Origin of the sequence: Paenibacillus sp. FSL H3-0329 (assembly GCF_037963285.1) — a bacterium.
In the GTDB taxonomy this organism is placed as follows: Bacteria; Bacillota; Bacilli; order Paenibacillales; family Paenibacillaceae; genus Paenibacillus_AQ; species Paenibacillus_AQ odorifer.
In genome coordinates this window covers 666,351-687,728 of the sequence record NZ_CP150150.1, presented here as the reverse complement: position 1 = coordinate 687,728, position 21,378 = coordinate 666,351, and the positions used below count along the sequence as shown (strand labels likewise).

The following is a 21,378-nucleotide window of genomic DNA, read 5'->3' as shown; positions in this document are numbered from 1 at the left end:
AGTGGAAAATAAAGAACTTACCCCGTTTTTTAGGGAGAAAATCCCTAATTCTGTTCATTTACAGAGAATATAGGTTATTTTCAGGGAGTTTTTCCCTAATAACTCTGTAGCTCACACCGCAAAAAGCTCAAATACACTTTATCTACGGATTTCATCCGCTAACAGCGTTTAGAAGTCCAAATATTCTACTGCTCTCATGTAAAATCCACCTGCTTGTCCAATGTAATCTCAGTCATTAATGGTCTTAACATTTGCTCGCTCCCGGGTACCAGCGAAAACTCTACACCCTCCAGATGCTCCGGCAGCGTTGGGGCGACCAAGAATTGCATTTGTGTATGCGCTCCACCTCCATGACCACCATGCGGCTGCACTTCATATTCATTCTCACCCGCCACTTCAAGCGTTAAAGCCGTTCGAAGATGAATATGTCCTACAGCTTCTTTTAAATATTTAATTTCCACAGTAACTATGCTGAAGGCTTCATACTGCATAGCATGCGTAAGTATATATTCACATTCTTCAACGACCGTCCGCTTTACAATCGGAAGCACTCCCAGCAATAAACCAGGCTCTTCCCAATATTGTCTTCTGGGTACAGTTTCATTCATAAGGTGCAAATGCTGCACAATCTGAGTAGTGTTCATCTCGAATCTAGTTACCCATTCCTCAAGTAGCTTACTATCAGGGGATAATCGTTTCTTGCCTGTTATAGCTTTACGTTCCTGAATCAGACTCAAAATCTGCTCATCAATCTTTTTAACCTCATCATTATATTCGTTGGCGAATCCTCTAATTGGCATTCTGCTCCAGTTCATTTAACGCCCTCCTCTTATTACTAATTTAAATCCATTAATTGTAAGGGTACATCCTTTCGATTGATTTGTAAAATATTTGAAATATCATAATCTTGCCGATAGGTAAAAAAAAGCGACCATCAGCTTTACGCTGTAAGGTCGCCCGCTTTTTAATTTGGAGTTACTCTCCTACTCATATAAGTTCCGGATCTCCACACCCTGAGGCAGCTTAAACGGATTCTCCTTGTTAATTCGGTCATAGAACATAATCCCATCGAGATGGTCTATTTCATGCTGGATGATGATAGCTTGGTAGCCCTTAAATTTAAGGACAACCTCCTTGCCTTCCAGATCATAACCCTTCACCTTCACGGTTTCATACCGAGGTACAAAGCCATGCACGGGACGATCAACGGACAGACAGCCCTCGCTTTCTGGTAAGTACACCATAGACAAGGAGTGGCTTATGATCTTAGGATTAACCCAAGCATGCTCTACAGCGCGCCCTCTCTCGTCTGTAAGATACATCGCGAACATACGCTTCTCCAGTCCGATTTGATTCGCCGACAGACCTACGCCAGAGCGCAGCTTATATTCTTCGGAAATCTCCGGGTCCTGACTGTTCTTCAGAAATTGAAGCATACATTGCAAAGCCTCACGATCTTCCGCCTGTAATGGAAGCTCCACTGGTTGTGCTACGGTACGAAGCACGGGATGACCCTCCCGCACTATATCATCCATGGTGATGATATATTCAGCATTATATTTTGAACTAGACAATATTCCATCCACCTTTTCCTTACGGGCTTAATTTAATTTCTTATGATGTATAGTATGCAGCTTTATGGATTTATGAAAGCAGTTCGCAGTTTGCTGCTGTAATTAACATCGAATCCAAGTCCTGTCGCCAAAGCGGCAAGGGGTAAGTAGGTTTTGTCCTCCTTACCTACCTTTTGCAGAAAAGCTGGAGTATCAATAGCCACGTTCTCTCCATTCACCTTAATAAATTTCGAGCCAATGGTGATCACAACGGTTCTTCCGCCATACACGATGGTAGCGCTGGAGGTTTTGTTATCCCACTTCCCGCTTGCGCCCACGGCATTTAGAATATCTTTCAGCGCCAAAAAGTTCTGCCCATTTTTAAGGATAGGCTTATTGGGTGTATTCAACTCCACGCCCTTCACTACAATCGACATCGGTACCGATGCAGTAGCCATTGTAGCTACAGTAGGAACACGATACTCTCCCCATTGTAACTCCGCGAAAACCTTAGCAATAGTCTCATATCCAAGCTGCGTTGGGTGAAAATCAGTTTGCCCTGCTCCAATAATATGTGTCAGCGAGCCTTCTACCCCGGCAAACTTTGCCGCAACATGAGCTACAAGCACCTTCGCTCCCTCTTGATTTACGCTTGCAGCTACACTATCCGCTGCTTCCGTAAATTTGCCCGCTGCCGTCATTAGTCTGTTGTACATTTGACCAAGCGCGACCTTAGGGGCAGGTTGATATTGATCAGCCAGTATAATCGTCGCTTGCGGACTTACCGCACGAATATTCTCCAGCACTGCCTTCACATTTGTTTGATAATCCGCTAACCGCTGGTCCAGCTGTGTTTGGAAATCCGCATCCGTCAGCTCCTTGAACTGCAAGAACAGACTGCTTACATCATTCCCACCAATCGTAATGGTAATCAGATCAGCTTCCTTAAGCTCTGCTGCGATCTGCGGAGTTAGCTTCACGAACTGCTCTATTCGTGGATCTGGGAGACCTGCCTGAACTCCTTCAGCAGTAATCACTGAACCATCCTTGATTGCTCCTGTGTAATTACGTAATCCGGCCGTAGTCAGGCCTAGGATACCATAATTAGTAAGTGCACTTCTGCCATGATACCAGCCCTGCTCAAGCAATCTCTCCGCATAGCCGTATGGCTTGGTATTCACGTCCGTCATTCCTGGCTCGTAGCCAGCAGTAATGGAATCACCTAGAGCTACGATGCGAAAGACATCCTGCCCAGAGTCTTGTATTGCAGTCGTGTCAGCCGCATTTGCCGTGCCTGCTCCTACGCTAATCAGCGCAGATAACAAAAGCAGGCTGCTTATGCCAGCTGCCCAATTTTTTTTCCAATTGCCTAGCATCGTATCCCTCCCAAATTGTTCTAATTCCATTCTACCATCCCAGGGTAGCAACGCAAAAGAGCGGCCTCCTATATTCAGGAAACCGCCCCTCGCAAATCACTGGCTATTATTTGTCTGAATCTTCATCTGACTCTAACTTCTGCCCTGCACGCTCCAGATATTTATCATACCGGTCATCCAGCTCATATCCAATCTTACGATAACGCAATGTTTCTTCCACAATAGGATCGAGCGTAGTCTGAATACGAATTTCATATTTAGGTGAGATTTCCCGGATTTCTTTAGCCGTACGATCGCCTTGTTCCATCTCACCATCTACCAACATTTCGCTCAGCTTGCGTTCCAAATCATCCTTCTCACTCATGCTGTATCGTCCTCCCTAAAGCTTATATCCTGTTGCTTCAGCATTCTTCAGTGACGAAACCAAATATTCGTGAATGTGGCCATTACTTGCTACTACATGGCGTGTACCAATATCATATGAACGTCCTAGGGTATCCGTAATCTTGCCTCCTGATTCAAGTACAAGCAGTACTCCTGCTGCACAATCCCAAGGGCTTAAGCCCACTTCCCAATAGCCATCTACCCGGCCTGCCGCCACATAAGCTAGATGTAGAGCAGCCGCGCCTCCGGCACGAATACCACGAATCTGCGGAAGAATACTTTGCAGTCCGGCCATATTCACAGGTTGTGCAAACTCACGATCCGGCGGAAAGCCCATAGCGATCAGGCTGTCCCCAAAATCAGTCTCCGTAGAGACCGAGGTAGGAACACCGTGCATGTAAGCTCCCTTTCCTTTTTCAGCGACGAACATTTCATCACGAGTCGGATCATAAATAACGCCTACTGTTAGTTCACCGCGAATCACCAATGCTATGGAGACACAGTAAAAAGGAAATCCGTGTACGAAATTAGTCGTACCATCTACAGGATCTACAATCCACAAATATTCATGCTCACGAGCTTCTTCCAATGCAGCGGTAGCCGCTGCTGCTCCCGGGGAAACCCCTTCTTCCCCGAGAATGGCATGGTCGGGAAAATGTGTCAGGATCAGCCTGCGAATCATTTGCTCAACGCCTTTATCAACTTCCGTAACCAGATCTTGTGCTGAAGTCTTTGTATTCAGCTCCTTCACGAGACCCTGTCTGCTCTTTATCCATTCTCCTGCTTTGGCAGCCGCATTAATGGCCACCGCCGTATGTCCCTTGCTTGTTACTACATAGGGTTCACGTTCATTCTTACCCTCTGGATTTAAAGGACTCATATCTTCACTCCACTTTCTTGAACATAATCGCCAATGGCTTTAATTCTAAAGCAATCCTATTCACAATACCGTGCAATACGTCAAAACGTTCCCCAAGTTCCCAAAGTTCCGCCAAAAGAGGACCCAATTCTCACCTGCGAGCATAAATGCCCTAGGTCCATATAAAGACGATAAGCGATTAAAGTTTCATTCAACGTACCCTATTTCAAGTTACATATCAAGTCATGATAGGACCCGTATTCGGGACCTATCTCCTTATTTTCATTGTTTAAGGTTCAATATTCACGCTTGCCCCATTTAATAAGGAAATTCCGTTACCAGCCTCAGCCAGCTCCTTCATAGCCTCCATCAATCCAAATAACGCGCCATCTTTTAGTTTCGCCTCAATCATAACATCGACAGCAGGCGTATCTGCGGCAATACGTTTCAGAAAAGCCAGCAAAGGCGCAGGTTCCACGCCATCCGCATGGCTGCGCGGATCAGACGGGCTGCGCGGACTGGATACATGAATCTTAGGCGGCAAAAGCTCTCCAGAAGGAACGTCCTTCTGTGCTAGCTCGCTTCGCCATGTCTGCAAAATGTCAGGCCACAGCTCCCAAGGGAGCTCTCCTTCATTATTCACCCATTGGTGGTGAATATCCAGCACCATCGGTAATCCTACGCTCTGACTGACTGCCAGTGTCTCCGGAGCTGTAAATGTCTTATCGTCATTCTCCAGCGTTATACGCTCCTGCAGCGCTGCCGGCAGCGCGCGGAAATGCTCCTCGAATCGCTTCGCCGCTACAGGCTTGTCCCCATAAGCTCCGCCAATATGGATATTGTTCTTCGCCATGGCAGGAAGCCCCATAGCAACCAGCATGTCCACATGGTACTGCAAATCCCGTACGGAGTTTATCAGCACCTCCGGACGGGGTGTACTAAGTACTGTAAAGTGATCTGGATGAAAAGAAACACGCAGCCCGTGCTTTTTCACATATTGGCCCACTTCCGCAAATTCCTCGGCGAGCGCCGCAAACGGATTCCAGTCCTGCAAATCCGGATGCGTCGCCAGAGGAATGATTTTGGAAGTGAGGCGGTACACCATGATGTCCGAAGCCACATTATGCTTCATCAACCGCAGCGTATTATGCAGATTCATTCTAGCGATGTTCTCCAAACGCCGAAGTGCCGCTTCACGGTCATCCAGCTTCTTAAAAGAGGCCATCGTCATTGTCTTAGATGGGGAGCAGTCTTTGATAACGGTGGACATCGCTACATATCCGAAGCGGACAATCATCCCTGTGCTCCAAAAAACATTTCCTCAGCCAAAGCCGTCTGCACTCTGGACTCTTCTTCATTCAGCTTACGCACAAGCTCCATCTCTACCGCGGTAACCTCATGTCCTTGAAAATTAATCTCTGCAATCGAGGCTGAAATTTTGACAATGGCTACAGCTACGTTCTCAGGGGTGTAAGCAATAACCTTCTGACCTGTTGGATACACACGAAAGCCTTGTTTCACCATTTTGGTGCGCCCATATTCCAGCAGCTCGTACAGCTCTTGTTCACTCTTGAATTTGCAGACGGAGTTGAATTCTGTTTGAAAACCCATGTTCTTCTCTCCTTCCAGTCGGGATATTCCCGCTATAGCTTCTATTACTCGTTGTCGTACTTAAGACCTTGTTTAAAATTATAGCGCTCCAAGGCTAACTCAATCATTCGGTCTAACAGAGCTCTATAAGATACACCCGTCTCACGCCACAATAGCGGATACATGCTGTAAGGAGTGAAACCAGGCATCGTGTTCACTTCGTTAATTAGAATTTTACCATCCGATTTTCGCAAGAAGAAGTCTGCCCGGGTAATTCCACTGCCCTCAATCGCTCGAAAAGCAACTATCGCGGACTCCCGCAAACGATCGGCCACTTCAGAATCCACTGGTGCAGGAATCATCATTTGCGATTTGCCGTCCGTATATTTGGCTGCGTAATCATAATATTCACCAGAAGAAACGATTTCACCCGGAACAGAGGCTTCTGGTTCATCATTTCCAAGCACGCCAACCTCTACCTCACGCGCATCCACAAACTCCTCAATAATAACTTTGGTGTCATAACGGAAAGCAAAATCAATTGCTTTTACAAGACTATCCTTATCAGCAGCCTTAGAAATACCTACACTTGAGCCTAGATTGGCAGGCTTCACGAATACCGGATATCCCAGTTTATCCTCTACACCAACAATCAACTCATGACGTTTTCTTTTCCAAGCGCTGATGTTGAAATAACAATACTCGCATTGATCCAGGCCGGCATCAGCGAACAGCTTCTTCATGACAACCTTATCCATACCTGCCGAAGAGGCAAGAACACCAGCACCGATGTAAGGAATATTCGCCATTTCGAACAACCCTTGAATCGTTCCGTCCTCACCATACGTGCCGTGCAGCAGCGGGAACATTACGTCCACTGTTTTGTCCGCACCGGATAACCCACTAAATACCACGTTCAGGGCTGTGCCCATATCTTCGGTCGCTTCTGCAAGCTTGAGCTGCTCCACTTGGCTGTAAGGCGCTGATAACTTCTCTCCAACCTTCCACAATCCCTGTTTTGAAATGTAAAAAGGTATAATCTCATATTTATCATAATCAAATGAGTTCATCACGGCAAAAGCCGTCTGTAGCGATACCTCATGTTCTCCTGATTTGCCCCCGTACACCAGCCCTACGGTTAGTTTTGCGTTCCCCATTCCCTTAACCTCTTTCTGTACTATAAGTAGTCGTTAATATGAAAAAAACGGTATTTCGTTTGATCAGTCCATGCGTAGGAATCACGATAGTCCCAATAGCGATGACGGCTGCTAACGGTACGTGCATTCACAAGCGGCATGCCTCCTGCATCAAAAGCTGTGACGATTGTGCTGTGCTGATACTGCCCGTTGCCATCCCAGTCATATTGAATGATATCGCCCAGCATCAATTGCTCCGGCCGCTCCATGACTTCCGCACGCAAGCCACTGCTCCGACTTCCGCTCAAATAGCGTTGCAGACTGTCTGATACAGCCCAGCTATAGCTCCACCATTCTTGTTTGCCTTGGTAACCTTTGTACCACCAGCCCGTTTCTCTTTTACCAGTATAGTTGATAGGTGCTCCCCCTGCAAAGAGACATTGGGAGACATAATTTGTGCAGTCCACCTCGAAGGTTTCGAACTCCGGATTGCCGTCTTTCCACCAGCGGTCGGCATACGCCACAGCTTCTTCACGGTTATAACGAACCTCTCTTGAACCGGCAATTTCTCCGAGAACATTCCGGTTAAGCAGGGGCTGTGATGGCAGCGGTGCCGGCAAAGCCTCTCCCCACTTGGATAGTCTGCCCGATAGCTCTACCTCTGCCCGATGAACCGTATTTCTTTCAGGGACACTTCGTTCCACACCAGCAATCTCCCAGCCCCCACCGTCCCGTACAAAGGTCAGCCGCTCCAGCTCGATAATATCCTCGCGGTGGTTAACACCGCCTTTTTCATAATAAAGCGCACTATGCAGTGTAACCTCTGCTACTACCTCGGTCGGAGTCTGCCGGACGGTCCGCAAAGTCTTAACCCCTGTCTCTCCGCGCAAAGGAGTTATCCCACGTTCTTTATACCACTCAGCAAGACGTCTTGAACGCTCCCCTTGTTCTACCAGAAAACGCGGATCCTTAACGGACACGGAAACGGTATGCGATGATGACTTAGGCTCCACCCTGGCCTTATTCACTTGATCAACATATACATAAAGACTTTGCTTCCACTGTTGTTCCATTATACTCGCGCCCCTTCTTTCCCTTTTAACTGCTGTTCTATGTATATGAAAGGAAACAGGCCGCTATACAGATCGGTTGAATAGTTAAGGATGTTTCAAGCAAAAACTCTAACCCCAAGTACGACATCTCAATCAAACATCGACAACGAGGACCATATCACCTAATAACTGAGGAAGAGAAATTCAGTGTGCATTTCCCCTAATAAATAAGTAAAACCAAGGATTCCGGTGAATTCCTTCGTATTATCTCCTTTAAATGGCTCTTTTTGAGGTAAAAAGAATATCCCGAAACGATACAATATAACAATGGAAGGGTAGCTTGGCATTTTCTCAGGCATAATTCGGGCTTTAGATGTAGGAAAAAAAACTTTACTCCCCACTTTGTAACCGTTATAATTAAGCTAGAAGCAATTTGAAATTGGGTTTCATTAGACGAAACAAGGAGGCGCATATATGCCAAGCAAGGATCATTTTTCATTGGCTCGGACCCTGGAATCAGGCGGCAAATCTTATCGCTATTATGATCTGAAGTCCCTTGAGGAACAAGGATTGGGCTCTATTTCTTCCCTGCCTTTTTCGATCAAAGTCCTACTAGAGGCTGCTGTTCGTCAGTTTGACGGACGGGCAATTACTGAAGAACATGTGAAACAACTGGCCGATTGGTCAGGTGACATTGACCGTAATAAAGAAATTCCATTTATCCCTGCTCGTATCGTGCTTCAGGATTTCACCGGAGTTCCGGTAGTCGTGGATCTCGCAGCTATGCGTGATACTGTAAAAAAAGCCGGAGGAGATCCTAAACAGATCAATCCGCTTGTCCCGGTTGACCTTGTAATTGACCACTCTGTCATGGTTGATGCTTTCGGTACAGCAGACGCCTTGGAATACAATATGAACGTTGAGTTCGAACGCAACGAGGAGCGTTACCGTTTCCTTCGTTGGGCACAGACAGCTTTTAACAACTTCCGTGCAGTTCCACCAGCAACAGGTATCGTGCACCAAGTAAATCTAGAGTATTTAGCTTCCGTTGCCACTACCAAAACTATCGATGGTGAAACTGTCGTTTATCCAGATTCCCTTGTAGGAACGGACTCCCATACCACGATGATCAATGGTCTTGGTGTTGTGGGCTGGGGTGTAGGCGGTATTGAGGCTGAAGCAGGAATGCTTGGACAACCGCTCTATTTTGTTACACCTGATGTAGTGGGCTTCAAGCTTACAGGCAGCCTTATCGAAGGGGCTACAGCAACGGATTTGGCACTGACAGTAACTGAAATGTTGCGTAAAAAGGGCGTAGTCGGCAAATTCGTCGAATTCTACGGACCCGGCCTTGCTAACATCAGTCTGGCAGACCGGGCAACTGTTGCCAACATGGCGCCAGAATACGGAGCAACTATCGGTTTCTTCCCTGTAGATGACGAGACACTCGCTTATCTTCGCAGCACTGGACGTCCGGATGATCTGGTGGCGTTGGTTGAATCTTATTACAAAGCACAAGGGATGTTCCGTACCTCGGATACGCCAGACCCTGAATTCAGCGATGTGATTGAGCTTGACTTAGCTTCTGTCGTTCCTAGCTTGGCTGGACCAAAACGTCCGCAAGACCGGATCGAACTTACGCATATGAAGGAAAATTTCGAAGGTATTATCCGTACACCTGTAGACAAAGGCGGTTATGGTCTCAGCGATGAGAAAATCGCTCAAGTCGTAGAAGTACAGCACAAAAACGATACCACTAGCAAGCTCAGCACAGGTGCAGTCGTAATCGCAGCTATTACTAGCTGTACGAATACTTCTAACCCTAGCGTTATGCTTGGAGCAGGTCTTTTGGCGAAAAAAGCTGTGGAACGTGGTCTGACAAAACCAGCTTACGTTAAGAGCAGCTTGACTCCAGGATCCTTGGTGGTTACTGAATACCTGCAAAAAGCAGACTTGCTGAAGCCACTCGAAGCATTAGGATTCTACTTGGCTGGTTATGGCTGTGCCACTTGTATCGGTAACTCCGGTCCATTGCCTGAAGAAGTTAGTCAAGCCATTACTGACAATGACATGACCGTAGCCGCAGTCATCTCCGGTAACCGGAACTTTGAAGGCCGCGTACATGCTCAGGTAAAAGCAAACTACTTGGCTTCACCGCCGCTCGTAGTTGCTTACGCACTGGCTGGTACAGTAAATATCGATTTGCAGACTGAGCCACTTGGATTTGATCCACAAGGTGAGCCAGTATTCCTGAAAGATATCTGGCCAACCACTGCTGAAATTCGTGAAGCCATTGGTCTCTCCCTTAGTCCGGAGATGTTCCGTAGCAAATACGAAAATGTATTCACCGCTAACGAACGTTGGAATTCGATTCCTGTTCCGCAAGGCGAGCTGTATGAGTGGGATGATAATTCCACGTACATCCAGAATCCGCCATTCTTCGAACATCTGGCAGACGGTCTGGGAGACATCAAGGATATCAAAGATGCACGCGTTCTAGCGCTGCTTGCTGATTCCGTGACAACCGACCATATCTCACCAGCGGGTAATATCTCTACCTCTGGTCCTGCTGGCGAATATTTGCGCGATCATGGTGTAGAACGTGCAGACTTCAACTCCTACGGCTCCCGCCGCGGAAACCACGAAGTCATGATGCGCGGTACGTTCGCTAACATTCGGATTCGTAACGCAGTAGCTCCTGGTACAGAAGGCGGCGTTACTACCTTCTTGCCAAGCGACGAGGTTATGTCCATCTATGATGCTTCCATGCTCTATCAGGATGCTGGACAAAATCTGATCGTCATCGCTGGTAAGGAGTACGGTACAGGAAGCTCACGTGACTGGGCAGCTAAGGGTACGCTTCTGCTTGGCGTTAAAGCAGTTATCGCTGAAAGCTTTGAGCGGATTCACCGCAGCAATCTGGTCGGTATGGGTGTACTCCCACTTCAATTCCAAGAAGGCCACGGCTGGAGCAGCTTGGGACTGACCGGACGCGAGACCTTCAATATTACTGGTCTCGATAACAACGTGGCACCAAGTCAAGAGCTAACTGTCACGGCTACCCGTGAAGACGGCACACAATTCGATTTCCCTGTCATTGCACGACTCGACAGTACAGTCGATATTGATTACTATCGCAACGGCGGTATCCTGCAGACTGTTCTTCGCCAGATGCTGGCAGATGCTACAGACTCTTCCGCGGTGTCGGTAGAATAGGTTTAAAGTAACTTAAAAAGGGACTGTTTCACGGCCATGAGTGGCTGTGAGCAGTCCCTTTTTTATGGGGTGGTTCCAGCAGCCAATTTGTGGCGGGTGGGGTGCCACTGTCTGTTGTCTTTGGGACCTTCACCATTGCTGCGTTGCTGGTTCCAAACTCCAAGCGTCGTTTGATTCGATAATATTCGCGCATAGGAGCAGCTCGAAGCAATTCACGGACAACTTACGGAATCAGCCGGCTTTAAACGTAGCTATATCCGACTTCGGGACCTGTAAGCCTCGGGCATCAGTAGGATTCGGCGTTATCGGACCTAGCTGACCTTATACGCTGGATTATCCGATATTTGGCGTGCTGTCGGACTCAGATGACTCTATACGCTCGATTATCCGACTTTTGGCGTGCGATCGGACTCCATAGTCGCTATTGGCATGAAAAACATACTAAAGGTTTCCGTTTTGGTCGAATAGCTGCACTGGGGTCCGAAACTATGCCAAACTGGCTGTAAATTCGCAAATAGCATCCCCTAAGTCCGCACGCCTCAGGAGACGCCTAGGATTCCGCGCTATCGGACCCAGATGACCCTATACGCTCGATTATCCGACTTTTGGCGTGCGATCGGACTCCATAGTCGCTATTGGCATGAAAAACACACTAAAGGTTCCCGTTTGGGTCGAATAGCTGCACTGGGGTCCGAAACTATGCCAAACTGGCTGTAAATTCGCAAATAGCGTCCCCTAAGTCCGCACGCCTCAGGAGACGCCTAGGATTCCGCGCTATCGGACCCAGATGACTCTATACGCTCGAATATCCGACTTTTGGCGTGCGATCGGACTCCATAGTCGCTATTGGCATGAAAAACACACTAAAGGTTCCCGTTTGGGTCGAATAGCTGCACTGGGGTCCGAAACTATGCCCAAAAGGCTTTAAAAGTGCAAATAGCGTCTTCTGAGTCCGGAAGCTCAAGAAAGATCTAAATAACAACCTGAGATTACTTGTGTACGAGTTATGAGATACGTGGGTTCGTGGGTTTGTGGGTTCATTGGCTCGTGAGTTCGTGGGTTCGTGGGTTCGTGGGTTCGTTGGCTCGTGGGTTCATTGGCTCGTGGGTTCGTTGACTCGTGGGTTCGTGAGTTCATGAGTTCATTGGTTCGTGGGTTCATTGACTCGTGGGTTCGTGAGTTCATTGGCTCGTGGGCTCGTGGGTTCGTGAGTTCGTTGGCTCGTGAGTTCATTGGCTCGTGGGTTGGTGGGTTCGTTGGCTCGTGGGTTCGTGGTGGTTTCTCTACCCTCCCTCCCCTCCGTCCCTCTGCCTATCTAGGCCCTGGGTTCAAACGCTCGTGCCTCAGCATTACGAGTTACTGAGGCTCCCAAAGGTACGTATATTCACTGAAGCTCACCATACAAACGCAAGGTGGGGAGCCGTTAGTTAGTCATCAGTTAGCTGTTGATTAGCCGTCAGTTACGCATCTATCATCCCATCAGCTACCCGTCAGACCGTCAGTTACCCATCAGTTACCCATCAGTCACTCATCAGTCACTCATCAGGCCATCAATTACCCGTCAGTTAGCCATCAAGCCATCGTTTCCTGCCACTTTACCCACAATCGACTAAGCATCCCTCCCAAAAACATCAAAACAGCGATCCTCCAGTAACAGAGAGATCGCTGCTTAGTTTCTTATATGTCTCAGCCAGCGAATTAAGGAATCATCATGCCCATTTCACTAGCCGCTTCCTTCAGTACCGCGGCATATTCCACTAACGTATCCCTTGATAGGCGACTTACTGGACCTGACAGTGATAACGCCGCGATCACATTTCCACTGCGCCCCGTAACAGGCACCGCCACCGCGGCCGCGCCGGGCTCGCGTTCCTCGAAACTGGTGGCATATCCGAGCCGGATAATGTCATTAAGCTGCTCTTGATAGACATCCTTCTCAACGTAGTCCGGCCATCCCGAACTCTCCAGCAATTCTTTCAGCACCTCTGGAGGAGCATAGGCTGCCAGCACTTTACTTGATGCGCCCACAGATAAAGGCAATCTCGCACCGATCTGCGCCACTCGCCGTATGGCCTGCTGACTCTGAACCGCCTGAATCCGCACACGTTCTATGCCGTCGCGTAAGTATAAACTAACGGTCTCCCCTAGCCGATCCCGCAGCCGTTCCATTGACGGCAACAATACCGCAGCCGACTCATCAAAAGCAGGCAAATGCGTAGACAATTCCCAAATTCGTATACCCAGGCTGTATTTCTCAGTGGCCGGATTACGAATGAGGAAGCCCTTTTCCTCCAAGGTTGCCAGCAGCCGATGGACGGTACTTTTATGTAAATCAATCTTTGAAGCGATCTCCGTCAACCCTAAATCTCTGTCCTGCGTAAAACAAAGCAATATATCAAGCGCACGTTCTACCGCACGCACTGTAAGCTTTCGGTCCTCCATGACAATCTCCCCCTCGTGTTTCATCAAATGAAACTCGGTTACATTATAACTAACTCTATCTTAGTGCAAAACTCTATGGAAAGTCCAGTATATTCACTCCTCCGGAGTTGTGCCAAAAATGTGCCGGAAAAGGTTGGGCTGCACTTTACAGTTACATTACAAAAGCGTCTAATTCATTGACTTTGTAAGGGCTTTTTCATACGATTAACATATTAAATTATCTACTGATGCTTTAGAATCATTTTTACAAATTCTTCTAGGCACTAGTACTCACTTCATTCTTAGGAGGGGACCATATGGATCTGGCAACTCGCCAAACCGGCACAACCGTCTCCCGTCGACCTAAACTACCTAAACAAGGCAGTTCGTCCCGGCTATCGCTGCGGATGATTCGTGTGAAGCATATTATCGTTGCACTGCTATTATCTATTTTTTTCTTTTTAGCCTTCTGCTTTGTCTCACTTCATGGCTATATCGCCTGGGTATTATCTAATCCAACGGTCGCACCTCTGTATTCCAATCCCATGCAGGCCAAAGGTCTCGCATACGAGGATGTGACGTTTCCAGCTAAAGACGGCAGTCGAATGATGAGCGGCTGGTATATTCCCTCCGAAGGGGCTACCAAAACGATCGTGTTCAGCCATGGCTATGGCGCCAACCGTGAAGAATCTTGGGTACCTATGTACGATCTCGCTCACTATGCACACAGTCTGAATTTCAATGTCGTGATGTTTGATTACGGCTTTGCTGCCCAAGGCAACAAGGATATTGCAACCGGGGGTAAAAAAGAATCCCAGCAGCTTCTAGGCGCTATTGATTTTGCTAAGGAACGTGGAGCTGAGGAGTTAGTTGTATGGGGCTTCTCCATGGGAGCAGGCACAGCACTGCAAACAGGATTAGTATCAGAGGACATTGACGCGATGATTCTGGACAGCACCTTTTTGTTAGAGCCAGATACGCTGTATCATAATATTAAGCAAAATATTGATCTGCCCCGCCAGCCTTCCCTGGCGATTATGGAAATGCTGTTCCCAGTTCTGAACGGTACCGGGCTGAATCAAATTCCTTATGCGAAGGTCAAATCCGAAGATTATCCTTTCCCTATTCTACTCATGCATGGAACCGAAGATGATAAAGCTCCTTATCCTATTGCAGAAAAGCTGGCCGCGAACCAAAGCAATCCGTTCTCAGATTCCTGGGTCGTAGAGGGCAGCCATCATGAGTTGCTGTTCCGTGAGCACCCGCGTGAGTATTTGCGGCGAGTCTCTGCTTTCTTAGGAAATGTTCAACTAGCCAAAACCTACAATGGCAACCAGCCGGCGATGGCAAGTAACTAGTTAAGCACTACAATCCGCCTCTGTCCCCTGATGGGTCAGTTGCTTCAACCATTTACCACGGCGAAAACGCACGTAACCTATAACCAATCGAACAGCCTCTTCTAGGGACAGAAAGAAGTATACCCAGGGAAGAGGCTGTTTCCATCCCCATGACAACAGTAGCCCTAGAGGCACCCCAAGCAACCAAGTTGTGGAGGCTTCCATAATAAAGACGAACTTACTATCGCCACCACTCTGCAGAATCCCTCCCGCAATCATCATATTGCCCACCTTTATCCATAAAAAAAGAGCAAAAAAGCAGATAACAGAAGTGGCCATTCGGCGTTCTTCCACTGTTAAGTTAAAGGCTGAGACGTAGAGCGGGGCTAGAACAGCAATAAGAACACCAAGCAGCAATGAAATCCCTACTCCTATTCGAACAAAAAAACGAGCATACTGAAAAGCACCTGCATTATTATTCTCTCCCAGCTTATGTCCGACCATAATCCCAGCTGCACCAGAAAGCCCAGCCAGAAGTCCAATCGTCAACCCCTGCAGCGGAAAGGTCACTGTCATAGCGGTCATCTCTGCTGTGCCCATACGGCTATATATTACGGAATAACAAGCTTCACCTAAAACCCAAACCAATTCCGTTAAAACAATAGGCGCTATCGTTCTTAAAAAAGGTATACACAGCGCTTTCGAAAACGAACTCAGCTCCTTAATTCCTCCGGCACCCGGCAGTTTCCCGCGATACACAGCTCCGATGATCAAGGTACTTTCGACTATACGTGAGATTAACGTTGCATATGCCGCACCTGCAAGTCCAAGCTCTGGAAACCCCCAATGCCCAAAAATAAGCGCATAGTTTAAAATAATATTCAGTCCTACAGCAGCTATGCTCACACCCATTGGATACTTTACATGTCCTGAACTTCGTAGAACCGCCGAATAGAGCATCGTCAACATCGTTGGAATATAACTGAGGGTAACGATTTTTAGAAAAATGTACCCCTTCTCCAACACTTCTTTATCCGTTGTAAAAATAGACAGGCATAGCCGAGGGTTGAAAAAAACAACTATCGTAAATGAACCCGACAATATCAGGCCAATTCCAAGACTTAATCCCAGTAGTGGTGTGATGCTCTTTCGATCTTTACTCCCCCAATATTGAGCCGCGTATATGGCAAGACCCGTAGCAAGACCCGCCAGCACCACCGAAATCACGCTATAGATTTTACTAGCCATACCAACCGATGCGATCGCTACACCCCCAAGCTGCCCTACCATCAATTGATCTACTAAATACAGCACCGCCATGACTAGACTTTGGAGGGATATCGGTACCGCTAATTTTAACAGCTGATTATAAAATTGTTTCTTCTCAAGCTTGTTCATACCCTCATCTCATTTCTCAAAGTTTTTCTACTACCCCAAAGGATTTCATTAATCGGTCCACACGACAAAAAAAGGTACACCCTCCTTTTCGCGAGGTTGTACCTTTCGGTATCATTGCCTTTATTTTCCTGTATTATTTCACCATATCAAACGGTTGTCAACGATATTATTATCGCGTTCTTATGCTCTTCATAAGCTATCATGAGCACACATATAATGGACTGATGAAGACATATCACGGGAGGTTTTCTTGGAATGTTATATGTATACGGGCCGATGCTGCCAGTACGTATTTTAGAAGAAATCGTATTCTGGAAAACACAAGAGAAAGAGCATACCGAGGTTATCAAAGCAATCGTACCTAACCTGGAGGAGCCCTATGTTAAACTGCTGGATGAATGGGCGGTGGTCTTCGGTGCCACAGAGATGGCCGCTCAACAGTTATTGAATTCTGCCCTCTCTGCTTCTCCACCAAGTCAGGCTGAACTCACTGCGAAAACAGAAAAGCTGCTGCACATCTCCTGTACCCAATCCCAAGAATTTGTTCGGCAGCTTTTTGCCATCATGGAAAGCAGCGCAGCCGTCAAAGCCGTCCCCCTTGCTACCACTGTGATCCTGCATATTATTCGTGAATCAGAGTATTTCCTTGCCGTACTACACACTTTGAGCTCGCCCGGACAGCTCACGCAAATTATGAGAGATTATACAGCAGCCGACTATGTCGTAAGAACAGAAGAGGACAATGTCACGCGGAATGAGGGACTTATTCCTTCTACAGATACTATCCTTGATATTCGTGAAATGAGTGCTGTGCCAATTGGCGGGCATACACTGCCTCCATTGCCTTATGCTTATAATGCGCTGGAACCATACATCGATGAGAAAACCATGCGGATTCATCATGATAAACACCATCAAAGTTATGTAGATGGACTAAACAAAGCGGAGAACAAGCTAGCCGAGGCTCGCAAGAAAGGAGATTTCGATCTTGTTAAGCATTGGGAACGGGAGCTAGCCTTTAATGGGGCTGGCCACTATCTCCATACAATCTTCTGGAACGTAATGTCACCTCAAGGTGGCGGGCGTCCAACTGGAGCCTTACTGGAAGCCATTGAACAAAGCTTCGGCAGCTATGACAACTTCAAGAAACAGTTCACAGAAGCTGCGAATAAGGTTGAAGGTGGCGGCTGGGCTATTCTCGTCTGGAGTCCACGCAGTCATAGACTGGAGATTTTGACTGCGGAGAAACATCAGAACCTGTCACAATGGGACGTTGTTCCGTTACTGGCTCTGGATGTATGGGAGCATGCCTATTACCTTAAACATCAGAATAATCGGGCCGATTATATTGAGGATTGGTGGAAGGTCGTTAACTGGCCTTACGTCTCAGAACGTTATGCTGCTGCCAGTAAACTGGCCTGGAAGCCCTTTTGATATTATTTCAATTCACAGTGAACATCACTCTTATTCCCACAGCCTGACCAAAAAGGACCCATCATTCACATTACGTGAACGATGGGTCCTTCCAATTTCGAGGTATGCACCCCGATATTTATTCCTTAATCAAGCTTAGAAACTCCGCACGAGCGGCGGCATCCTCACGGAAGACCCCTCTAGTAGCCATAGTTACCGTTTTGCTGCCTGGCTTCTTCACTCCGCGTGCACACATACACAGATGCTCTCCCTCCACAACAACCATAACACCGTGGGGGCCTAACACCTCCGTCATAATATCAGCAATTTGCGCCGTAATGCGCTCTTGAACCTGTAGACGCCGGCTTACTGCTTCAACAAGCCGAGCTAATTTGCTGAGCCCAGCAATACGTCCGCTCGGAATGTATCCTATATGCACTTTACCAAAGAAAGGAGCCATGTGGTGTTCACATTGGCTGTAATAGACGATATCCTTAACGATCACTAGCTCTTCATGAGACTCATCAAAAGTAACGCCGAGCGCCTCGCGGGGATCTATCGAATAACCGCCGAATATCTCCTCGTACATCCGCGTAACACGTGCCGGTGTTTCCAGCAGTCCCTCGCGGCCGGTATCTTCACCGATTAATTCTAATATTTTCTCAACGTGATACTCGATTTGCTCACGGTTCTCTGCAACTTTACCGTTCACATATTCCTTGATGTTCCCCATGATGTCTCCCCCTTCCGCACCCGTATACATGTTATCCGGACCCGGTTACTTACTTCTACGTTTATTCCCTTTAGCTGCTCCTGGGCGCGCACCTGGCTGTCCCTGAGTCTTCATCATTTGCTGGGCACGCTGCATTTGCTTCCCGTTCAGGTTATAACCCATTTGCTTTGCAACCTTTTGCAGCATTTCAGGATCATTCTGCATGTTTGTCATTTGTTTGCGCAGATAATATACACCGATGAAAAAACCACCGATGAGACCTACGACCAATGTAATAATAGGTAATGCGATATTCATCTAAAGCCCACCTCTACACTCTATTGTCTGCATCGCCATATGGCACGCGAATCTATCATAGCATTTCGGGAACTGGACAGCAATTGGCAATATGCAACCTGTCTATGAACTTTTTCCTCCATTAATATCGCTGTCCTCCCGTGCCTTCTTCCCAGTAAGGAGCACATCCTGCGCCCGGCTTAGCATTTCCCTCACCGTGCCATCCTCCTCGCGCTCTAAACCCGCTTCTACAGCCGCTAGAGCCTCATCACCGCCAATACGTCCAAGCGCCCAAGCAGCAGTGCCCCGCATCTCTGGCCGCGGTTCTTTCAGAACAATTTCTGATAGCTTTGGCACAGCCCCGGCTTCCTTGAAATTGCCTAGGGCAATGATCGCATTTCGCTGCATCGGCTTTTTGCCTCTCCAGGCTGCTGAGCTATTGCCGAATCTCTCTTTGAACTCACGATTGCTAAGATCCAGAATCGGCAGCAGCAGCGGCTTCACGATTTCAGGATCAGGTTGCATCTGAGGGCGATGATTCCAGTTCTTACCTCTATTCTTGGGACATACAATCTGGCAAGTATCACAGCCGTATAGACGGTTGCCGATCTTGGTCATATACTCCTCGCTGAGAAACCCTTTAGTTTGCGTCAAAAAAGAAATACAAGCCTGTGCGTTAAGCTGACCCGGACCCACCAGTGCTCCGGTCGGACAAGCATCAATACACTTGGTACACTCCCCGCAGCCTTCTTCAACAGGTTCATCCGGAGCAAAAGGAATGTTCGTAACCATTTCCCCAAGATAAATCCATGATCCCCATTTGGGTGAGATGATGGAACAGTTTTTGCCGCTAAAGCCTATTCCCGCTCTTTCCGCGACCGCTCTATCTACTAGAACACCGGTGTCCACCATGCTTTCCAGCACAGCCTCCGGTACACGCTCGTGAATAAATTCCTCTAGCTTACTTAAGGCTTCCCTCAGCACATGGTGATAATCCCTGCCCCAAGATGCCCGGGCGAGGATGCCTCTACGTGCACCCGGCTCAGATTTAGGAGGGTTCTCCATTTTAGAAGGGTAAGCCACTGCAATCGAAATAATAGATAACGGCTTGTCTCCAGAAGACAATGCTGGAACTGTCCTTTTATCCAGATCGGGCTCCTCGAAGCCAGATTCATATCCTTTGTCCCGATGGTCTTGCAGTATATTTTTTAAATATAAAAAAGGTTCTGCTGTTGTAAACCCGATATCATCAATACCGAGTGATGTCGCAGCCTCCTGAATCTCTGCTTTAAGCTGTGCCCACTTGGAAGGCGGGGGAGCATACGATGACTGAAATGTATTGGTCATTTCCGCCTTCTCCTTTCATATCTTCGCTGACTTTCTTATAATCTATTCAGTTTTGACAGAGGCCACCATATATAATCAGCCCTGCCGACAATCATATCCTGTGAAATAGAGCCGAAGTAACGGCTGTCCTTGCTGGCTGATGCATGACGGTTATCGCCCATTACAAAATAATTGCCACTTTCTACGGTTAACGCTGGAAAATCCGGATCTTCAATCTCAGTATCGATATAGGGCTCATTCACTATTTTTCCATTTACGTATAACTGATGATTCCGTACCTCTATGATATCTCCAGGTATGCCAATCACTCGCTTCACTAAATACTCCTTATGACTAGGACCGGTACTTGGATCATGAAGAATGACAACATCACCATGTTTTGGATTTACGAACAGCAATGAAATTTTATTAATGAAGAGCCTTTCTCCTTCCCAGAGTGTTGGCTGCATAGACTGACCTTTAACTGTTGATATATTGAACACAAAAACATTAAGAACTGACATCACAGCAAAAACAATCACAGCTGTAAGCAGCCAATCCTTCATTTCCGAGACCAAACGACCGCCCAGGGTAGTCTTGGATCTGGAGGATCTATGTCTTTGTTTCCTATTTCTCGTGTAATCTACTTGGGGCTCCTGATTCAATATGTCACCTCTTGTTCTCAATAATTGAAGATTATACTTGCAAATATTATAACAATAAAAAAGCATATCTCCCAGCCATTAGCAATGGACTTCTGGGAAATACGCTCGAGTATGAATGAAACAGACTATATCGTCAGCTATAGTTCTTTTTTCTAGAAAATGTTTCCGCTTTCGCAGCTGAGTGATCAAAATTACCCAACAATGCTCAGCTTCCGGACAGATTTGAAGATTTGATTCTCGCTATATCCCATAGCTTCATACAATGGCAAAGCAAAAGAATTATGCTCATCGACGGCTACATAGATACCACTGACTTTACGAGCTTGAAACCTGGATTCCATAGCCGATACCAGACTTCTGCCGACTCCTCTGCGGCGATAATCAGGATGTACAGCAATCCGGAAATAACAACCGTGGTTTTTCTCAATCGTACCAATCAGTGCTCCAACAATTTCTTCTTCATCTTCCGCAACTACAATGAGATCTGAATCCCATGAAAGCTGCCTGGAGAAAGGCTCGATAGTGTTCTCGAAACACTCTTCCGATAATGCGGTTTGCAGCAAATCAGTCACAGGGCTAACGTCGCTTAATTGAAAGGAACGAACGTGCATTCTTTAAAATCTCCCTTGTCTATGGCTTATGA

General features: G+C 47.2%; 18 protein-coding genes and 1 pseudogene. 3 read left to right on the top strand and 16 right to left on the bottom strand.

The features are described 5' to 3' along the window. Positions 1–194: 194 nt before the first annotated feature. The 9 genes from NSQ66_RS03050 to NSQ66_RS03010 form a co-directional block, all read right to left on the bottom strand. On the bottom strand, positions 195–815 hold the full coding sequence (locus NSQ66_RS03050) for a hypothetical protein (RefSeq protein WP_038568624.1): 621 nt from the start codon (positions 813–815) through the stop codon (positions 195–197). A 168-nt stretch (positions 816–983) separates the two neighbouring features. Next, positions 984–1,535 (bottom strand): peptide deformylase, encoded by a 552-nt coding sequence (gene def, locus NSQ66_RS03045; protein WP_036679906.1) that lies wholly within the window; start codon positions 1,533–1,535, stop codon positions 984–986. A gap of 101 nt (positions 1,536–1,636) precedes the next feature. Then, positions 1,637–2,929 (bottom strand): stalk domain-containing protein, encoded by a 1,293-nt coding sequence (locus tag NSQ66_RS03040; RefSeq protein ID WP_339279551.1) that lies wholly within the window; start codon positions 2,927–2,929, stop codon positions 1,637–1,639. Between the two features lie 106 nt (positions 2,930–3,035). Next, entirely contained in the window at positions 3,036–3,293 is a 258-nt protein-coding gene (locus tag NSQ66_RS03035) for a hypothetical protein (RefSeq protein WP_036679858.1), read from the bottom strand. Between the two features lie 15 nt (positions 3,294–3,308). After that, positions 3,309–4,193, bottom strand: coding sequence for an inositol monophosphatase family protein (locus tag NSQ66_RS03030; protein WP_036679857.1), 885 nt, complete (start codon positions 4,191–4,193; stop codon positions 3,309–3,311). 268 nt (positions 4,194–4,461) lie between these two features. Further along, the gene (gene uvsE / locus NSQ66_RS03025; RefSeq protein WP_036679855.1) at positions 4,462–5,469 is read right to left on the bottom strand and encodes a UV DNA damage repair endonuclease UvsE; all 1,008 of its coding nucleotides are present in this window, start codon (positions 5,467–5,469) and stop codon (positions 4,462–4,464) included. After that, positions 5,466–5,783 carry a hypothetical protein gene (locus NSQ66_RS03020; protein WP_036679853.1) on the bottom strand — a complete coding sequence of 106 codons (318 nt, stop codon included), beginning with the start codon at positions 5,781–5,783 and terminating at the stop codon, positions 5,466–5,468. The genes uvsE and NSQ66_RS03020 overlap by 4 nt, the downstream gene beginning before the upstream one ends. Before the next feature lie 44 nt (positions 5,784–5,827). Continuing rightward, entirely contained in the window at positions 5,828–6,919 is a 1,092-nt protein-coding gene (locus NSQ66_RS03015) for a D-alanine--D-alanine ligase (protein ID WP_036679852.1), read from the bottom strand. 20 nt (positions 6,920–6,939) lie between these two features. Then, positions 6,940–7,974, bottom strand: a complete 1,035-nt coding sequence (locus NSQ66_RS03010; RefSeq protein ID WP_036679850.1) for an amidase domain-containing protein — start codon at positions 7,972–7,974, stop codon at positions 6,940–6,942. A 450-nt stretch (positions 7,975–8,424) separates the two neighbouring features. On the opposite strand from NSQ66_RS03010, the gene acnA reads away from it, so the two are divergent. Next, positions 8,425–11,166: an aconitate hydratase AcnA gene (gene acnA, locus NSQ66_RS03005; protein ID WP_038568617.1), complete on the top strand. Its 2,742-nt coding sequence runs from the start codon at positions 8,425–8,427 to the stop codon at positions 11,164–11,166. A gap of 1,698 nt (positions 11,167–12,864) precedes the next feature. On the opposite strand, the gene NSQ66_RS03000 is transcribed toward acnA, so the two are convergent. Continuing rightward, on the bottom strand, positions 12,865–13,608 hold the full coding sequence (locus NSQ66_RS03000; RefSeq protein WP_036676839.1) for an IclR family transcriptional regulator: 744 nt from the start codon (positions 13,606–13,608) through the stop codon (positions 12,865–12,867). Between the two features lie 296 nt (positions 13,609–13,904). Here NSQ66_RS03000 and NSQ66_RS02995 point away from each other — a divergent pair, with 296 nt between their 5' ends. Then, positions 13,905–14,945 carry an alpha/beta hydrolase gene (locus tag NSQ66_RS02995; RefSeq protein WP_139329954.1) on the top strand — a complete coding sequence of 347 codons (1,041 nt, stop codon included), beginning with the start codon at positions 13,905–13,907 and terminating at the stop codon, positions 14,943–14,945. Here NSQ66_RS02995 and NSQ66_RS02990 read toward each other — a convergent pair whose 3' ends face one another. Continuing rightward, positions 14,946–16,322, bottom strand: coding sequence for an MATE family efflux transporter (locus tag NSQ66_RS02990; protein ID WP_038568615.1), 1,377 nt, complete (start codon positions 16,320–16,322; stop codon positions 14,946–14,948). A 255-nt stretch (positions 16,323–16,577) separates the two neighbouring features. Between NSQ66_RS02990 and NSQ66_RS02985 the strand changes: the two genes are divergently transcribed. Next, a complete protein-coding gene (locus tag NSQ66_RS02985) occupies positions 16,578–17,756 on the top strand; it encodes a Fe-Mn family superoxide dismutase (RefSeq protein ID WP_076216125.1) in 1,179 nt (392 codons plus the stop codon). Positions 17,757–17,874: 118 nt separating this feature from the next. Here NSQ66_RS02985 and folE read toward each other — a convergent pair whose 3' ends face one another. The 5 genes and pseudogenes from folE to NSQ66_RS02960 form a co-directional block, all read right to left on the bottom strand. Then, positions 17,875–18,468, bottom strand: a complete 594-nt coding sequence (folE, locus tag NSQ66_RS02980) for a GTP cyclohydrolase I FolE (protein WP_036676830.1) — start codon at positions 18,466–18,468, stop codon at positions 17,875–17,877. Positions 18,469–18,513: 45 nt separating this feature from the next. Continuing rightward, complete coding sequence (locus NSQ66_RS02975; RefSeq protein WP_076216127.1) at positions 18,514–18,765, bottom strand: YneF family protein; 252 nt, start codon at positions 18,763–18,765, stop codon at positions 18,514–18,516. Positions 18,766–18,936: 171 nt separating this feature from the next. Further along, positions 18,937–20,091: pseudogene (queG, locus tag NSQ66_RS02970) on the bottom strand (tRNA epoxyqueuosine(34) reductase QueG); the annotation flags it as partial. A 35-nt stretch (positions 20,092–20,126) separates the two neighbouring features. Next, positions 20,127–20,735 (bottom strand): signal peptidase I, encoded by a 609-nt coding sequence (gene lepB, locus NSQ66_RS02965; RefSeq protein WP_076216132.1) that lies wholly within the window; start codon positions 20,733–20,735, stop codon positions 20,127–20,129. Positions 20,736–20,926: 191 nt separating this feature from the next. Continuing rightward, entirely contained in the window at positions 20,927–21,346 is a 420-nt protein-coding gene (locus tag NSQ66_RS02960) for a GNAT family N-acetyltransferase (protein WP_036676822.1), read from the bottom strand. Positions 21,347–21,378 lie beyond the last annotated feature (32 nt).

Coding starts and splice junctions, on each gene's coding strand:
- NSQ66_RS03050 (WP_038568624.1), bottom strand. CDS start 815: ATGAACTGGAGCAGAATGCCAATTAGAGGATTCGCCAACGAATATAAT.
- def (WP_036679906.1), bottom strand. CDS start 1,535: ATGGATGATATAGTGCGGGAGGGTCATCCCGTGCTTCGTACCGTAGCA.
- NSQ66_RS03040 (WP_339279551.1), bottom strand. CDS start 2,929: ATGCTAGGCAATTGGAAAAAAAATTGGGCAGCTGGCATAAGCAGCCTG.
- NSQ66_RS03035 (WP_036679858.1), bottom strand. CDS start 3,293: ATGAGTGAGAAGGATGATTTGGAACGCAAGCTGAGCGAAATGTTGGTA.
- NSQ66_RS03030 (WP_036679857.1), bottom strand. CDS start 4,193: ATGAGTCCTTTAAATCCAGAGGGTAAGAATGAACGTGAACCCTATGTA.
- uvsE (WP_036679855.1), bottom strand. CDS start 5,469: ATGATTGTCCGCTTCGGATATGTAGCGATGTCCACCGTTATCAAAGAC.
- NSQ66_RS03020 (WP_036679853.1), bottom strand. CDS start 5,783: ATGGGTTTTCAAACAGAATTCAACTCCGTCTGCAAATTCAAGAGTGAA.
- NSQ66_RS03015 (WP_036679852.1), bottom strand. CDS start 6,919: ATGGGGAACGCAAAACTAACCGTAGGGCTGGTGTACGGGGGCAAATCA.
- acnA (WP_038568617.1), top strand. CDS start 8,425: ATGCCAAGCAAGGATCATTTTTCATTGGCTCGGACCCTGGAATCAGGC.
- NSQ66_RS03000 (WP_036676839.1), bottom strand. CDS start 13,608: ATGGAGGACCGAAAGCTTACAGTGCGTGCGGTAGAACGTGCGCTTGAT.
- NSQ66_RS02995 (WP_139329954.1), top strand. CDS start 13,905: ATGGATCTGGCAACTCGCCAAACCGGCACAACCGTCTCCCGTCGACCT.
- NSQ66_RS02990 (WP_038568615.1), bottom strand. CDS start 16,322: ATGAACAAGCTTGAGAAGAAACAATTTTATAATCAGCTGTTAAAATTA.
- NSQ66_RS02985 (WP_076216125.1), top strand. CDS start 16,578: ATGTTATATGTATACGGGCCGATGCTGCCAGTACGTATTTTAGAAGAA.
- folE (WP_036676830.1), bottom strand. CDS start 18,468: ATGGGGAACATCAAGGAATATGTGAACGGTAAAGTTGCAGAGAACCGT.
- NSQ66_RS02975 (WP_076216127.1), bottom strand. CDS start 18,765: ATGAATATCGCATTACCTATTATTACATTGGTCGTAGGTCTCATCGGT.
- NSQ66_RS02960 (WP_036676822.1), bottom strand. CDS start 21,346: ATGCACGTTCGTTCCTTTCAATTAAGCGACGTTAGCCCTGTGACTGAT.